Source organism: Klebsiella sp. P1927, from assembly GCF_018204675.1.
Classification (GTDB): Bacteria; Pseudomonadota; Gammaproteobacteria; order Enterobacterales; family Enterobacteriaceae; genus Klebsiella; species Klebsiella pneumoniae.
The window spans coordinates 1079403-1094991 of the sequence record NZ_CP073377.1; the positions used below are offsets into that span (position 1 = coordinate 1079403).

Genomic DNA, 15589 nt, shown 5'->3' on the forward strand with positions numbered 1-15589 from the left:
GTAATGACTCCAATTTACTGATAGTGTTTTATGTTCAGATAGTGCCCGATGACTTTGTCATGCAGCTCCACCGATTTTGAGAACGACAGGGACTTCCTGCCCAGCCTTGCCAGATGCTGTCTCAGATTCAGGTTGTGTCGCTCAATTCGCTGCGTGTAACGCTTACTGATGACGTGCAGTTTTCCCTTCAGACGTGACTCATACATCGGCCAGCCGTCCGTCATCCATACCACCACGTCAAAAACTGACAGCAGGCTCAGAAGACGCTCCAGTGTGGCCATAGTGCGTTCACCGAAAACGTGGGCTACCACCGCCCTGCGTATCCTGTCATACGCGTAAAACAGCCAGCGCTGACGTGATTTTGCACCGACGTAGCCCCATTGCTCGTCCATCTCCGCACAGACAATGACATCACTGCCCGGCTGTATCCGGGAGGTTACTGACTGCGGCCTGAGTTTTTTAAATGGCGCAAAATGGTGTTGAGGCCCACGCCCATTAGTCGTGCGGTGGCACGGCAACCGACGCCGTTCATAGCCATATCAATGATTTTCTGGTGTGTACCGGGCTGAGAAGCGGCATAAGTGAAGGTGAGCTGCCATGTTTTACGGCAGTGAGAGCAGAGATAACGTTGATGCCCGGCAGTACTTTTGCCATTACGCATCACGCCTTCAGTAGCGGAACAGGAGGGACAGCAGACGGAGACTGAAGCCACGGGAGCACCTCAAAAACACCATTATACACTAAATCAGCAAGTTGGTAGCATCACCGAAAGCTGATAAGCAGTACGATACGGGTCATGCGACGGTTAAATCGATGTCGTTTACGCATACTGGGTGCCTGACTCACAAAAGGATCCTTGAAGTATACCCGAAGATGGGCGATGGGGGTATTAAGGCACAGGAACGAGATGGGGTCAATTGATGCAGATGTAAAAGTGCGGCAGTGAAAACATTAATTAATGTTATATAAGATAATCGTCGTATTTACATGCTCACTTTATTAGCCGTGAAATGTCGGGAAAAATAAGATTTATTAATGTTGGCGTCAGCATTTGTTGATTTATATCAATAGTCTCCTTCTCTTGGCCACTAAAATCAGCGGACGTTACCGTGTCGTTATTATTTACGCGGTCAGCATGGGTGGTTGGATGCCTGCCTGAATATGCCTCGCGGGAGCAGAGGCACTCTGTAGAGCACCTATGAATTTATTAAAATACTATCAACAATATCGCGACAAGTGGTGGGCTTTACCGCTCGTTCTGCCTGCGCTGTTATTACCGGTCGCCAGATGGGCGAATACCTACACCATGCTCAATGGTCATATGGTATTTTTGTATTATCTTCCCCTGGCGCTGGTGCTCAGCCTGATGATGTTTTTTGGCTGGGCGGCGATCCCTGGCATTATTATTGGCCTGCTGTTAACTCTGGCCCACGGCATGATGTTTGAGCAGTCCATCGGTGTACTGTTCCATTTCCTTATCCCCTGCGTGCTCTGCTGGGGCGGCTACCGCATTTTTGTCCCCCAGCGTCAGCAGGTCTCACACGGCAACGTCCGACTGATGCCGCATCGTCTGTTCTGGCAAATGCTGCTCCCCTCGGTCATTTTTCTGATTTTGTCACAGATTGCCGAATATCTTGGACTCCATCCGCGCACAACGGAAATGACCGGCGTTACGCCATTTAGTTTACGTTCATTAATCACCTTTCAGGCGCTAATGGTAGGGTGCCTGACCGGCATGCCGCTGTGTTATTTTGTGTTACGGGTCATTCGTAATCCTTTTCATTTACGCGGCTTTATTTCTCAGGTTCGCTTACAAATTGATCCAAAAATAAAAAAAATTGAAATTATTTGCTGGGCGACGGTATTAATTCTGCTACTGTGGCTATTATTGATGCCGCTTAATGATAGCAGCACCATATTTAGTACGAATTATACGTTGTCATTGCTGATGCCGGTGATGCTCTGGGGTGCCATGCGTTTTGGCTATCGCTTTATCTCACTGATCTGGACGCCGGTGCTGATTGCCGTGATCCATTTTCATTACCGTTACTTACCAATTTACCCAAGCTATAACACCCAGTTGGCGATCACGTCATCAAGCTATCTGGTATTCTCGTTTATTGTCGCCTATACGGCGATGCTGGCGACACAGCAGCGGCTGATCTACGCTCGCGTCCGGCAGATGGCCTTCCTCGACCCGGTGGTTCATATGCCGAACTTGCGGGCGCTGAGCCGGGCGCTCAACGGCACGAGCTGGTCGACGCTCTGTTTTCTGCGCATTCCTGAGCTTGAATTGCTGGGGCGCCACTATGGGGTACTTTTGCGAATCCAGTATAAGCAAATGCTGGCGAACCACCTGAGAACGCTGCTGCAGCCCAACGAAGCGGTATATCATCTTGCCGGTCACGATTTAGTGTTCCGTCTCAATAGCGAAGGGCACCAGGCGCGCATTCACTTAATTGACCGCTCCCTGCGACAGTTCCGTTTCCACTGGGACGGGGTCCCCCTGCAGCCGCGGATCGGCATGAGCTATTGCAACGTTCGCTCGCCGGTCAAGCATCTGTATTTACTGCTTGGCGAGTTGAACACCATTGCCGACATGTCGTTAGCCAGCGGCCATCCGGAAAATTTACAGCGCCGCGGCGCGGGCCATGTTCAGCAGGATCTGAAAGATAAAGTCGTGATGATGAACCGCATTCTCAAAGCGCTGGAACATGACCATTTTGTCCTGATGGCGCAGCCTATCCAGGGCATTCGCGGCGATCGCTATCATGAAGTGCTGGTGAGGATGGAAGGGGAGTCGGGTGAGCTAACGGGGCCAAACGAGTTCTTGCCGGTGGCGCACGAGTTTGGGCTGTCCACGCGGGTGGACCAGTGGGTTATTGAGCATACGCTGGCCTTTATGGACGCCAACCGGCGGGCGCTGCCTGGTCTGCGGCTGGCGATCAATCTTTCTCCGGTGTCGCTGAGCCGCAGCCAGTTTCCTCAGGAGGTCGAAGCGCTGCTGCAGGCCTACAACATTGAGCCATGGCAGATTATTTTCGAGCTGACCGAGAACTACGCGCTCAGCAATCCCGAGCTGGTCTGCCAGACTTTAGAACATCTGCGGGCGCTGGGCTGCCGGGTGGCGATCGATGATTTTGGTACCGGCTACGCCAGCTACGCCCGGTTAAAAACAATGAACGTCGACATTCTTAAAATCGACGGCAGTTTTATTCGCAATCTGCTTGCCAGCAGTCTTGATTACCAGGTCGTGGACTCTATTTGTCGTCTGGCGCGTATGAAGAACATGCAGGTGGTGGCCGAATATGTGGAGTCGCCGGAAATACGTCAGGCGGTCATCACGCTGGGGATCGATTATATGCAGGGCTATGATATCGGGGTACCGGTACCTCTGACGCAGTTGGCGGAGGAGATGACCGGCTGAGCAGCAAAAAGCCGGGCGTAAGCGCCCGGCTCGGTTGATAGCCAGAGATACGATCAGGCGTCTGGCTCTTCTTCAGCAATCTTCAGCATCCATTCCGGCACGCCTTCCCAGTACTGTTGCTCTTTTTCCAGATCCAGCAGCACCAGCGCATTCTGGCTAAACCAGTTGTGCGGAAACGTCAGCGTCCAGTGGTGAGCTTCCGTCTGCAGGCGCAGCGTCGGCGGCGTAGTGGTAGCCTGACGCTGATTATTCAGCAGTACGCCCAGGCGCAGTAGCTGAATTAGCGGCAGAAACTGCTTTTTCCTGAATAGCGTAAAGCGCGGCAGATCGTCGAGCTTGATCGCTTTGCGATGATAGCGTACGAGGGTGGCCATCAGCATCTGCTGCTCCTGATTGAAGCCCGGCAGGTCGCTATTTTGGAGAATGTAGGCCGAGTGACGATGCATGCCGCTGTGGTTGATATTCAGCCCTACCTCATGGAGCATCACCGCCCATTTCAACAGCGCCGCGAGGTGCGGATTGGCCAGCTTGGGATTCTGCTCCTGCCACTGCTCCAGCATCTGGGTGGTAGTTTCCAGTACCCGGCGCGCCTGTTCGCGATCGATGTTGTACTGATTTGCCAGACTCTGTGCCGTGCGGCTACGAATATCCTGGTGGCGGAAGCGGCCTTCCATCTCGTACAGGACACCTTCGCGCAGCGCGCCATCGGACAGACGAAGTTCTTTGATGGCCAGCGCGTCAAACACACCGCAGAGGATCGCCAGCCCAGGCGCAAAGACCGCTTTACGGTCTTCTGAGAGACCGGGCAGACTGAGCGCGTCGAAGTTTTTATGCTTCAACAGCTCATTTACCAGCATCTCGAGGCGCTCCGGCGTAATAAATCCGTCCTTCTCGCCCATCGCCACCAGCACTTCCTGGGCGGCTTTAATGGTGCCGGAGGCGCCCAGCGCCACGGTCCATCCCTGAATACGGAACTGCCAGGCCAGCGTCTCCAGCTTCTGCACCGCCGCCAGGCGCGCGCGCTGGAAGTTTTCTTTATTGATAACGCCGCCAGGGAAATAGGCCTGCGAGAAGCTCACGCAGCCCATGCGGCGGCTTTCCACCAGGCGGGGCTCAAAATCTTCGCCAATGACCAGCTCGGTTGAACCACCGCCGATATCAATCACCAGCTTGCGGCCGCGCTCCGGCTGCGTGTGCTCAACGCCCATAAAAATCAGGCGCGCTTCTTCATTACCGGAGATGATCTCGATCGGGTAGGGGATCACTTTTTCCGCGCGTTTAAGAAACTCCGCCGCGTTGGTCGCCTGACGCAGCGTATGCGTCCCGACGATACAGACGCTGGAGGGGGAGAACCCCTGCAGGCGTTCGGCAAACAGCGACAGGCAGTTCAGCCCACGGGTCATGGCTTCTTCGCTCAACACCGAGTTTTCATCGAGGCCATCGGCCAGATGTACGCGCTGTTTCAGGCGTCCGATGATCTGCATGGCGCCGTCGACGACACGGGCGATCACCATATGAAAACTGTTCGAACCAAGGTCAACCGCAGCGAACTCCTGCGGCCGAGGGGTGTTATCGTTTATTGGCATAGGTTAGTCGGGTTGTTCGAGTGATTTGAGATAATCGTAAATCGCCATTTGCGCGCGCACTTTACGGCGATTGCCGCGCGGCACATAGCGGTTACTCAGTTCTTTATCAAGATAGCGCGCTTTTACCGTATCGTTGAACAGGATATCAAAAATATCCAGCACCCGCTGCTTCAGACGCGGATCGAGCAGCGGAGCGGCAACTTCGATGCGATAATCGATGTTACGCGTCATCCAGTCGGCAGAGGAGAGCCAGACCTGTTTATCGCCACCGTTTTCAAAACAGTAGACCCGGTCGTGCTCGAGGAAACGGTCCACAATACTGATGACGCGGATATTTTCGCTGATACCTTCCAGACCCGGGATCAGCGAGCACATGCCGCGGATCAGCAGATTAACCGGCACGCCGGAGCTGGAGGCGGCATACAGTCGGTCCACCAGACCTTTATCCACCAGGTTGTTCAGCTTCAGCGTAATCCCGGACGGTTGCCCGTTTTGCGCATTGGCGATCTCGCGATCGATCATCTCATACAGCAGACGACGCGAGTTCTGCGGCGACACCAACAGGTAGTCGAAGCTAACCGGACGATAGGGGTTCTCGATAAAGTTAAACACCCGGCGGACTTCATTGGTAATGCGCGCATCGGCGGTTAACAGCGAATAGTCGGTGTAGATCCGCGCCGTCTTCTCGTTAAAGTTACCGGTGCCGATGTGGGCGTAGCGCACCACCTCATCGCCTTCTTTACGCGAGATAAGGAACAGCTTGGCGTGGATCTTCAGACCTGGCGCAGAGAAGATAACGTGGACTCCGGCTTCCGTCAGGCGTTTCGCCCAGTGAATGTTAGCCTCTTCATCGAAGCGCGCCTGCAGCTCCACCACTACGGTGACTTTCTTACCGTTGTGGGCGGCGTGGATCATCGCGTCAATAATGCGCGAATCCTTGGCCACGCGGTAAATGTTGATTTTGATCGCCAATACGCTGGGGTCGAAGGAGGCCTGACGCAGCAGCTCCAGCACGTGCTCAAAGGTGTGATAGGGATAGTAGAGCAGCACGTCGCGTTCGCGAATGGCGTCGAAGCCGTTGCGGAATTTATCAAACCACAGATGACGCAGGCGCGGCATAGGCTTATTGACCAGATTGGCCTTACCCACATTCGGGAAGCCGATAAAGTCTTTAAAGTTGTGGTAGCGGCCGCCCGGCAGCATCGAGTCGTAGTTGGAGATGGAGAGCTTATCGCGCAGCATTTCGACCATCGCATCCGGCATATCGCGCTGGTAGACGAAGCGAACCGGCTCGGCGGTCAGGCGCTGCTTGAGGCTGGAGGACATCAGCTCCATCAGGCTCGACTCCATCTCATGCACCAGATCGTACTCGGCGTCACGGGTCATCTTCATCGAGTAGGCGTTCAGCGCATCGTAATCAAAGAAGCCTTTAAAAATATCGTCCAGGCAATAGCGCAGGATGTTATCCAGGAGGATCATTGGCTTGCGGCGACGCGGCGCTTCCGGCGGCAGGTTCACGAAGCGCGGCACTTTATCCGACGGTATTTCCAGCAGAGCATAGTTGATGTTTTCCCCGCGGATAATCTCCACCGCCAGATAGGTGTAATCATCTTTCAGGAACTGCACGAGGTCCGTTTCGCGGTTGATCAGGATCGGCGAGATATGCTGGCGTAAATACTGCTTGAAGTAGTTGCGCAGCCAGGCCTGCTGATTGACGGACAGCTGGCGCTCGTTGATCAGGAAGATCTGGTTACGCGCCATCTCCAGCAACAGTTCATTATACAGACTATCGAATTCCTGATCGGCCTTCAGAACGCGGGCCTGAATTTTGCCTAACAGGTGGCGAGAATGGGCGGTACTGCCTTGTTCTTCACTGATAATAATCCGGCGCTTCAGCTCAGCGAAGCGCACTTTGTAAAACTCATCCAGGTTGTTGGAGTAAATCCCTAAGAAGCGCATGCGCTCAATCAGCGGGTTACTCTTGTCCGCCGCTTCCTGCAGCACGCGTTCGTTAAAAGACAACCAGCTGAGTTCTTTTTCGATGTATAGCTTTTCCTGGCCCATTACCGCTCACACTCCGTTTTACTCACAGGACGTAGACTATTATGACGAATTTTTCTGCGTAGCGATTTACTGTGTCACAACAATATGACAGTAAGAAGAATTATTTCTGTGAGATGTTTGATTAGTAAACACTTTTAATTAAAAAAAAGCCCCGCGATGTGCTCATGCGGGGCTGGTTGTTCATTCGTCGGCGGCATAGCCCTGCGGGGGAAGCTGTCGCTCATCCAGCCAGGCGTGGTTGCCTGCCATGCGCAGACGTCCATCGACGAACCAGCTGATGACCAGCGGATAAATGGCATGTTCCTGGGCCTGAACCCGCGCCGTGATTTCCTCCTCGCTGTCGCCAACGAAGACCGGCACCTTGGCCTGCAGGATAACCGGCCCACCGTCCAGCTCATCGGTGACGAAGTGCACCGAGGTACCGTGCTCCTCGTCACCGTTCTCCAGCACCTGACGATGAGTATGCAGGCCAGGATACTTCGGCAGTAGCGAGGGATGGATGTTCAGCAGACGTCCCTGATAGTGGCTGACGAACGCCGGGCTAAGGATACGCATATAGCCTGCCAGCACCACCAGATCCGGGGCGTAGGCGTCGATTTCATGCATCAGCTGACGATCGAACGCTTCCCGGTCGGCAAACTGACTTTGCGCCAGCGCATGGGCCGGGATGCCGGCCAGGCGCGCGCGCTCAAGGCCGAACGCATCAGCCTTGTTACTGAATACCGCACGCAGGGTGCCGTTTATCTGTTTCCGGCCGCAGGCGTCGATGATCGCCTGCAAATTGCTGCCGCTACCGGAAATCAGCACCACGATGTTTTTCATGCAATGACCACACGCTGTTCGGAATCGGAGGCTTTGATATACCCGATTTTCCACGCGTTTTCACCTTTGTCATTCAGCAGGGCAATCGCTTTGTCCGCTTCCGCTGCCGGCAGGGCGATAATCATCCCTACGCCGCAGTTAAAGGTACGGTACATTTCATGCTGGCTGACGTTACCGGCGGTTTGCAGCCAGTTGAAGACGGATGGCCACTGCCAGGAGGACTCATCGATGATCGCCTGGGTGTTATCCGGCAGCACGCGCGGAATGTTTTCCCAGAAGCCGCCGCCGGTCAGGTGGGCAATAGCGTGGACGTCAACGCTGGCGATCAGATCAAGCACCGATTTCACATAGATGCGGGTTGGCGCCAGCAGATGGTCGGCCAGCGGTTTACCGTCAAGGTCGGTAGTTTGTGGGTCAACGCCGCTAACCTCAATGATCTTACGCACCAGCGAATAGCCGTTAGAGTGCGGGCCGCTGGACGCCAGCGCCACCAGCACGTCGCCATCGGTCACTTTGCTGCCGTCGATGATTTCTGATTTTTCCACTACCCCGACGCAGAAACCCGCCACGTCGTAATCTTCGCCGTGGTACATCCCGGGCATCTCTGCGGTTTCACCACCGACCAGCGCGCAACCGGACTGCAGGCAGCCTTCGGCGATGCCGTTGATGACGCTGGCTGCGGTATCGACGTCCAGTTTACCGGTGGCGTAATAATCCAGGAAAAACAGCGGCTCAGCGCCCTGAACCACCAGGTCGTTCACGCACATGGCGACCAGGTCGATACCGATGGTGTCGTGACGCTTCAGATCCATTGCCAGACGCAGCTTGGTACCGACGCCGTCGGTGCCGGAGACCAGTACCGGCTCGCGGTATTTCTGCGGCAGTGCGCACAGCGCGCCGAATCCGCCCAGTCCCCCCATCACTTCCGGGCGACGGGTTTTCTTCACCACGCCCTTAATACGGTCGACGAGAGCGTTGCCTGCATCAATATCCACGCCGGCATCTTTATAGCTGAGAGAGGTTTTATCGGTCACTGCGAAGTCTCCACGCGTTTGCGGTAAGCAAGAAAAATCGGCGCAATTCTAACAGGGAAAGCAAACGTTTGCGAGCCTGCTTTACAGTTGGCGTAAAACCGCTGATGAATGGTTAAATTTGATACTGCTCACGAAAATGAAACCGGGTACAGTCTGGTGCTTGCCTCTACGTAAAGGAATCCTCATTATACGACTGAAACCGGTTTCCGTGTTGGTTTGCCACGCATTTTGTCGGTGATTGACGCGGGTCAGGAGAGGGATGAATGAAGATTGCGGCATTTGATATCGGTGGCACCGCGTTAAAGATGGGCGTGATGGCCCGCGACGGCAGGCTGCTGGAAACCGCCAGGCAGTCAATCAATGACAGCGATGGCGATCGGATCTTACAGGCAATGCTGTCGTGGCTGGCGGCCCATCCGTCGTGTGAAGGAATAGCCATCAGCGCGCCGGGCTATATCGATCCGCACAGCGGTCTTATCACCATGGGCGGCGCTATCCGTCGATTTGATAACTTCGCCATGAAATCGTGGCTCGAGACGCGAACCGGGCTGCCGGTCTCGGTGGAAAACGACGCCAACTGTGTGCTGCTGGCCGAGCGCTGGCAGGGCAAAGCGGCGGAGATGGCCAATTTTCTGGTGCTCACTATCGGTACTGGCATCGGTGGGGCGATTTTCTGCCAACACCAGCTGATCAACGGGGCGCGTTTTCGTGCCGGCGAATTCGGCTATATGCTTACCGACCGTCCCGGCGGACGCGATCCTCGTCGCTATTCAATGAATGAGAACTGCACTCTGCGGGTGCTGCGCCATCGCTATGCGCAACATATTGGCGCGCCGCTGGATAGCGTGACAGGCGAACTGATTTTCGACCGCTATGACGCCGGCGACCCGGTTTGTCAGCGTCTGGTCGCCGAGTTCTTCAATGGCCTGGGCCATGGCCTTTATAACCTCGTCCATATCTTCGATCCGCAGACCATTTTTATCGGTGGCGGCGTTGTGGAACGCCCAGGATTTCTGACGCTACTGCGCCAGCATCTGGCCTGGTTCGGCATTGCCGACTATCTCGATACCGTCAGTCACGGTAACGATGCCGGCCTGATTGGTGCGGTTTACCATTTTAATCAGCTGTATCGTTCGCCAGACGACGATCGACATTAGGGAGAGACTATGTCCGGATTTAAAGCAGGTTTTCTGTGGGGCGGCGCGGTCGCAGCGCATCAGTTAGAGGGCGGCTGGCAGGAGGGCGGCAAGGGGATCAGCGTGGCGGATGTGATGACCGCCGGCGCCCACGGCGTGCCGCGGGAAATTACCGACGGCGTGGTGGCCGGGAAAAACTACCCGAACCATGAGGCGATCGATTTTTATCATCGTTATCCACAGGACCTGGCGCTGTTTGCCGAGATGGGCTTCAAATGTTTTCGCACCTCGATTGCCTGGACGCGTATTTTCCCGCAGGGCGATGAGCTGGAGCCCAACGAGGCTGGCCTGCAGTTTTATGATGATCTGTTCGACGAATGCCTGAAACACGGCATTGAGCCAGTCATTACGCTGTCGCATTTTGAAATGCCTTATCACCTGGTCACCGAGTACGGCGGCTGGCGCAACCGCAAGCTAATCGACTTTTTCGTGCGCTTTGCCAGGGTCGTCTTCACCCGCTATCAACATAAAGTGAAGTACTGGATGACCTTTAACGAGATCAACAACCAGGCCAACTTCCATGAGGACTTTGCCCCCTTCACCAACTCCGGTTTGAAATATTTGCCGGATGAAGACCGGGAACCGGTGATGTACCAGGCCGCGCACTATGAGCTGGTGGCCAGCGCCCTGGCGGTGAAAGCGGCGCGCGAGATCAACCCGGCGCTGCAGATTGGCTGCATGATCGCTATGTGCCCCATCTATCCGCTGACCTGCGCCCCGGACGATATGATGATGGCGATGAACGCCATGCACCGCCGTTACTGGTTTACCGACGTCCACGTGCGCGGTCGCTATCCGCAGCATCTGCTCAACTATTTTGCCCGCCGCGGCTTTACTCTGGATATCACCGAAGCCGATCGTCAGGCGTTAACCGAGGGCTGTGTCGACTACATTGGCTTTAGCTACTATATGTCGTTCGCTACCAAAGCCACCGAAGACAACCCCTTGCTTGATTATGATGAAACCACCAGCCTGGTCTCCAACCCGTACGTCAAAAAGTCGGACTGGGGCTGGCAGATTGACCCGGTCGGCCTGCGCTATTCGCTGAACTGGTTCTGGGATCACTACCAGCTGCCGCTGTTTATTGTCGAAAACGGCTTTGGCGCGATTGATGTCCGCGAAGCGGACGGCAGCGTCAATGACCAGTATCGTATCGATTATCTCTCCGCCCATATCGCGGAGATGAAAAAGGCGGTGGTCGAGGATGGCGTCGATCTGATGGGCTACACCCCCTGGGGCTGTATCGATCTGGTTTCCGCCGGCACGGGGGAAATGAAAAAACGCTACGGCTTTATTTATGTCGATAAAGATAATGAAGGCAATGGCACGTTGGCACGCAGCCGGAAAAAGTCCTTTGCCTGGTATCAGCAGGTAATTGCCAGCAACGGGGAGAAGCTGTCGTAGTCGGGTGGCGCTAACGCTTAACCGACCTACAATACACGTAGGCCCGCGTAAGCGTATGGACTGCACCCCGCACCCAAGCCGGAGCCTCGCCTCCGGTTTTTTTGTCTCTAAATCACTTTGCTTGATATACGTCAAGCAAGATGGGTATGGCACAATCCGCAAAAAGCGGTATAATCCCGCGATTTTTTTTGTGGCTGCCCCTCAGAGGAGAAAGAGAATGAAGATTGTGGAAGTCAAACACCCACTCGTCAAACACAAGCTGGGCCTGATGCGCGAGCACGACATCAGCACCAAACGCTTCCGTGAACTCGCCTCAGAAGTGGGCAGCTTACTGACTTATGAAGCCACCGCCGATCTGGAGACTGAGAAAGTCACTATTGAAGGCTGGAACGGTCCGGTGGAAGTCGAGCAGATCAAGGGCAAGAAAATTACCGTTGTGCCTATCCTGCGCGCTGGCCTCGGCATGATGGAAGGGGTGCTGGAGCACGTGCCAAGCGCGCGTATCAGCGTAGTCGGTATCTATCGCAATGAAGAAACCCTCGAGCCGGTGCCTTACTTCCAGAAACTGGTGTCTAACATCGATGAACGTATGGCGCTGGTCGTTGACCCGATGCTGGCCACCGGTGGGTCGATGATCGCCACTATCGATCTGCTGAAAAACGCCGGCTGCACCAGCATCAAGGTGCTGGTGCTGGTGGCGGCACCGGAAGGGATTGCCGCGCTGGAGAAAGCCCACCCGGACGTTGAGCTGTACACCGCCTCTGTCGATAAGGGACTGAACGAGCACGGGTATATCATTCCCGGTCTCGGCGATGCCGGCGACAAGATTTTTGGAACGAAATAAAATATACCGCGAAAAAAGCCGACTTTGAGAGTCGGCTTTTTTTTGAATAAAAGTAATCCACAGCAAATAACAGACGACTCTCAGAGGAATACACTATGACGCGCCGTGCCATCGGGGTGAGTGAAAGACCGCCGCTTTTACAGACAATCCCGCTTAGTTTGCAACATCTGTTCGCCATGTTTGGCGCAACGGTACTGGTGCCTATTCTGTTCCACATTAACCCGGCCACCGTCCTGCTGTTCAACGGCATCGGTACGCTGTTGTACCTCTTTATCTGTAAAGGCAAAATTCCCGCTTATCTGGGATCAAGCTTCGCTTTTATCTCCCCGGTGCTGCTGCTGTTGCCGCTGGGCTACGAAGTGGCGCTGGGCGGCTTTATTATGTGCGGCGTGCTGTTCTGCCTCGTCTCCTTTATTGTCAAAAAAGCCGGTACCGGCTGGCTGGATGTGATGTTCCCGCCGGCGGCGATGGGCGCCATCGTGGCGGTTATCGGCCTCGAACTGGCGGGCGTGGCGGCTAATATGGCCGGGCTGCTGCCGGCCGACGGCCAGTCACCGGACAGTAAAACCATTATTATCTCGATGGTGACCCTGGCGGTGACGGTGTTCGGATCCGTGCTGTTCCGCGGCTTCCTGGCGATTATTCCGATCCTGATCGGCGTGCTGGTGGGCTATGCGCTGTCGTTTGTGATGGGCGTGGTCGATACCACCCCGATCGCCGAGGCGCACTGGTTCGCGCTGCCGACTTTCTACACTCCGCGCTTTGAGTGGTTTGCTATCTTCACCATACTGCCCGCCGCGCTGGTGGTGATTGCCGAGCACGTGGGGCATCTGGTGGTGACCGCCAATATCGTTAAGCGCGATCTGATCCGCGACCCGGGCCTGCATCGTTCGATGTTTGCCAACGGCCTGTCGACGATCGTTTCCGGCTTCTTCGGTTCGACGCCCAACACTACCTACGGTGAAAATATCGGCGTGATGGCGATTACCCGGGTCTACAGCACCTGGGTAATCGGCGGCGCGGCGATCATTGCGATTCTGCTCTCCTGCGTCGGCAAACTGGCGGCGGCTATCCAGATCATCCCGGTGCCGGTGATGGGCGGCGTTTCCCTGCTGCTGTACGGGGTGATCGGCGCCTCGGGGATCCGCGTACTGATTGAATCGAAGGTGGATTACAGTAAAGCGCAGAATCTGATCCTCACCTCCGTGATCCTGATCATCGGCGTTAGCGGCGCTAAAGTGCACATTGGCGCCGCCGAGCTGAAAGGGATGGCGCTGGCGACTATCGTGGGCATCGCCCTCAGCCTGATTTTCAAGCTTATCAGCGTCCTGCGTCCGGAAGAGGTGGTCCTCGACGCGGCGGATAGCGAAGAGTTTAAATAACGATCGCCTGACCGGGCGGCGATCCCGCCCGGTTCTCTCCTGACCTAAATCTGTGGTAAACTCTTCGCGTTTTTCTGTAAGCCTATGTTGAGGTCCATCTGAACGCACCGGCACAGCTCTCTTTGCCACTGTATCTTCCTGACGACGAAACCTTCGCGAGTTTCTGGCCGGGTGATAATCCTTCCCTACTTGCCGCCCTCCAGAACGTACTGCGCCAGGAACACAGCGGGTACATTTATATCTGGTCACGTGAAGGGGCAGGTCGTAGCCACCTGTTACACGCCGCCTGCGCGGAGCTTTCCCAGCGCGGGGATGCGGTAGGCTACGTGCCGCTGGATAAACGGACGTGGTTTGTGCCCGAGGTGCTGGAGGGGATGGAACAGCTGGCGCTGGTGTGCATCGATAACATCGAGTGCGTCGCCGGCGATGAGCCCTGGGAGATGGCCATCTTTAATCTCTATAACCGGATCCTGGAATCAGGCAAAACCCGGCTGCTGATCACCGGCGATCGGCCGCCGCGGCAGCTGAATCTTGGCCTGCCGGATCTGGCCTCACGGCTGGACTGGGGGCAGATCTATAAGCTGCAGCCGCTGTCGGATGAAGACAAACTGCAGGCGCTGCAGCTGCGCGCCAGACTGCGCGGCTTCGAGATGCCTGAAGATGTGTGCCGCTTCCTGCTGAAGCGGCTGGATCGCGAGATGCGTTCGCTGTTTATGACCCTCGATCAGCTGGATCATGCCTCGATTACCGCTCAGCGCAAGCTGACGATCCCCTTCGTGAAAGAGATCCTTAAGCTTTAGTCCGCCAGGGGAGTCAGCTCCTGCTCCGTCAGCCCGGTCAACCGGGCGACCAGGTCGCGCGGAAGGCCGCTGTGCAGCATAGCGACAGCGATGCGCTGCGCCTCTTCTTTCCGTCCTTCCTGACGGCCTTGCGCCAGGCCCCGCTCCAGCCCCTGTTGTTCCAGATATTCCGCAATCGTCATCAACGTCTCCTTATGCTGCGGCGTACGTAACGCCAGCTCGCGAATGAATTTAATCGGCTCGCGCGTGTTGCCTGCCTGTACCAGATAGTGCATCAGGGCTTGTACCTGCGATTCCGTCGCCAGTCCAGTCAATAATAATTCGCTCAGCTTGTCGAGGAGCTGCGCCAGATCGCGTTGTCGAATATGTTTTTGCAGTAACTCCAGCGTTGCCATGCGCTGGTGGGTGGCAATCTCGTCATCCGGAATGACGGTTATGTCCGCCAGCGGAAACGCCCCGTGATAAAGGTGGCCGGCCAGCTCCGGAGCGACGAATTCATCGAGCCAGCGCAGAGAGAACGGATAGGGGCTCACCAGACCGTGGTAGAAGAGAACAGGGATCACCAGCGGCAGGCGATCGTGGCCGGCATCGAGATGGCGCTGCATGGCGGCGATGGCGTAGCGCATCAGACGAAAGGCCATATGCCGGTCGGGCGTGCTCTGGTGTTCGATAAGCGCATAAATATAACCGTCGCCCGCCGTGGTTTTCAGGGAATACAAAATGTCGGCGTAAAAGGGACGCAGATCGTCTTCGACAAAATGCCCGGACTCGAGATGCAGTGTACGCAGATCGCACACTTTAAGCAGCGTCTCGGGCAGATACAGCTGCAGGAAATCACGGGCGGTATCGGGATGGGAGAGGTAGGTCTTAAACACGGCGTCATGGGGCGTGGAGGTCGGCTTTTTCATGTTCATCCGTCCAGTGGATTGAGCGATGGATGAACAGTAGCACCGTCCGGCGGGCGGGAGATATTGGCGTGAAAGATCTGGAATCGCCCACGTAAAAAAAGCGCCGCGCAAGCGCGGCGCGG

12 protein-coding genes and 1 pseudogene are annotated in these 15589 nt (G+C 55.6%); 6 read left to right on the top strand and 7 right to left on the bottom strand.

Going from position 1 to position 15589, the window contains the following annotated elements; translation table 11 throughout:
* Window positions 1–14: 14 nt before the first annotated feature.
* Both KB892_RS05585 and KB892_RS05590 read right to left on the bottom strand, forming a co-directional pair.
* A protein-coding gene (locus tag KB892_RS05585) for an IS1 family transposase (RefSeq protein WP_223174630.1) occupies window positions 15–712 on the bottom strand; the annotation gives its coding sequence in 2 pieces (ribosomal slippage) (window positions 15–463 and window positions 463–712; 699 coding nt in all).
* A gap of 56 nt (window positions 713–768) precedes the next feature.
* Window positions 769–846 (bottom strand): annotated as a pseudogene (locus KB892_RS05590) (DUF2633 family protein); the annotation flags it as partial.
* A gap of 352 nt (window positions 847–1198) precedes the next feature.
* On the opposite strand from KB892_RS05590, the gene KB892_RS05595 reads away from it, so the two are divergent.
* Complete coding sequence (locus KB892_RS05595) at window positions 1199–3427, top strand: sensor domain-containing phosphodiesterase (RefSeq protein ID WP_002913841.1); 2229 nt, start codon at window positions 1199–1201, stop codon at window positions 3425–3427.
* 53 nt (window positions 3428–3480) lie between these two features.
* On the opposite strand, the gene ppx is transcribed toward KB892_RS05595, so the two are convergent.
* From ppx to purM, 4 genes are all read right to left on the bottom strand, one after another.
* The gene (ppx, locus tag KB892_RS05600) at window positions 3481–5013 is read right to left on the bottom strand and encodes an exopolyphosphatase (RefSeq protein WP_002913839.1); all 1533 of its coding nucleotides are present in this window, start codon (window positions 5011–5013) and stop codon (window positions 3481–3483) included.
* Between the two features lie 3 nt (window positions 5014–5016).
* On the bottom strand, window positions 5017–7077 hold the full coding sequence (gene ppk1, locus KB892_RS05605) for a polyphosphate kinase 1 (protein ID WP_002913838.1): 2061 nt from the start codon (window positions 7075–7077) through the stop codon (window positions 5017–5019).
* A gap of 180 nt (window positions 7078–7257) precedes the next feature.
* On the bottom strand, window positions 7258–7899 hold the full coding sequence (gene purN / locus KB892_RS05610; RefSeq protein ID WP_004152007.1) for a phosphoribosylglycinamide formyltransferase: 642 nt from the start codon (window positions 7897–7899) through the stop codon (window positions 7258–7260).
* On the bottom strand, window positions 7896–8933 hold the full coding sequence (purM, locus tag KB892_RS05615) for a phosphoribosylformylglycinamidine cyclo-ligase (RefSeq protein ID WP_002913836.1): 1038 nt from the start codon (window positions 8931–8933) through the stop codon (window positions 7896–7898). The genes purN and purM overlap by 4 nt, the downstream gene beginning before the upstream one ends.
* A gap of 263 nt (window positions 8934–9196) precedes the next feature.
* Between purM and bglK the strand changes: the two genes are divergently transcribed.
* The 5 genes from bglK (at window position 9197) to KB892_RS05640 (ending at window position 14559) form a co-directional block, all read left to right on the top strand.
* Complete coding sequence (gene bglK / locus KB892_RS05620) at window positions 9197–10090, top strand: beta-glucoside kinase BglK (protein WP_002913833.1); 894 nt, start codon at window positions 9197–9199, stop codon at window positions 10088–10090.
* 9 nt (window positions 10091–10099) lie between these two features.
* On the top strand, window positions 10100–11533 hold the full coding sequence (locus KB892_RS05625; RefSeq protein ID WP_002913829.1) for a 6-phospho-beta-glucosidase: 1434 nt from the start codon (window positions 10100–10102) through the stop codon (window positions 11531–11533).
* Between the two features lie 217 nt (window positions 11534–11750).
* Window positions 11751–12377: a uracil phosphoribosyltransferase gene (upp, locus tag KB892_RS05630; protein WP_002913827.1), complete on the top strand. Its 627-nt coding sequence runs from the start codon at window positions 11751–11753 to the stop codon at window positions 12375–12377.
* Between the two features lie 95 nt (window positions 12378–12472).
* Window positions 12473–13759, top strand: coding sequence for a uracil permease (gene uraA / locus KB892_RS05635; RefSeq protein ID WP_002913824.1), 1287 nt, complete (start codon window positions 12473–12475; stop codon window positions 13757–13759).
* A gap of 98 nt (window positions 13760–13857) precedes the next feature.
* Window positions 13858–14559: a DnaA inactivator Hda gene (locus KB892_RS05640; RefSeq protein ID WP_020947395.1), complete on the top strand. Its 702-nt coding sequence runs from the start codon at window positions 13858–13860 to the stop codon at window positions 14557–14559.
* Here KB892_RS05640 and KB892_RS05645 read toward each other — a convergent pair.
* Window positions 14556–15467 carry an Rpn family recombination-promoting nuclease/putative transposase gene (locus tag KB892_RS05645; RefSeq protein WP_002913812.1) on the bottom strand — a complete coding sequence of 304 codons (912 nt, stop codon included), beginning with the start codon at window positions 15465–15467 and terminating at the stop codon, window positions 14556–14558. The two genes, KB892_RS05640 and KB892_RS05645, sit on opposite strands and share 4 nt — an antisense overlap.
* Window positions 15468–15589: the final 122 nt, after the last annotated feature.

What these genes read in the sequence shown, in the direction of transcription:
- ppx (WP_002913839.1), bottom strand. Translation starts at nt 5,013, where the DNA reads ATGCCAATAAACGATAACACCCCTCGGCCGCAGGAGTTCGCTGCGGTT.
- KB892_RS05625 (WP_002913829.1), top strand. Translation starts at nt 10,100, where the DNA reads ATGTCCGGATTTAAAGCAGGTTTTCTGTGGGGCGGCGCGGTCGCAGCG.
- KB892_RS05595 (WP_002913841.1), top strand. Translation starts at nt 1,199, where the DNA reads ATGAATTTATTAAAATACTATCAACAATATCGCGACAAGTGGTGGGCT.
- ppk1 (WP_002913838.1), bottom strand. Translation starts at nt 7,077, where the DNA reads ATGGGCCAGGAAAAGCTATACATCGAAAAAGAACTCAGCTGGTTGTCT.
- KB892_RS05645 (WP_002913812.1), bottom strand. Translation starts at nt 15,467, where the DNA reads ATGAAAAAGCCGACCTCCACGCCCCATGACGCCGTGTTTAAGACCTAC.
- uraA (WP_002913824.1), top strand. Translation starts at nt 12,473, where the DNA reads ATGACGCGCCGTGCCATCGGGGTGAGTGAAAGACCGCCGCTTTTACAG.
- upp (WP_002913827.1), top strand. Translation starts at nt 11,751, where the DNA reads ATGAAGATTGTGGAAGTCAAACACCCACTCGTCAAACACAAGCTGGGC.
- purN (WP_004152007.1), bottom strand. Translation starts at nt 7,899, where the DNA reads ATGAAAAACATCGTGGTGCTGATTTCCGGTAGCGGCAGCAATTTGCAG.
- bglK (WP_002913833.1), top strand. Translation starts at nt 9,197, where the DNA reads ATGAAGATTGCGGCATTTGATATCGGTGGCACCGCGTTAAAGATGGGC.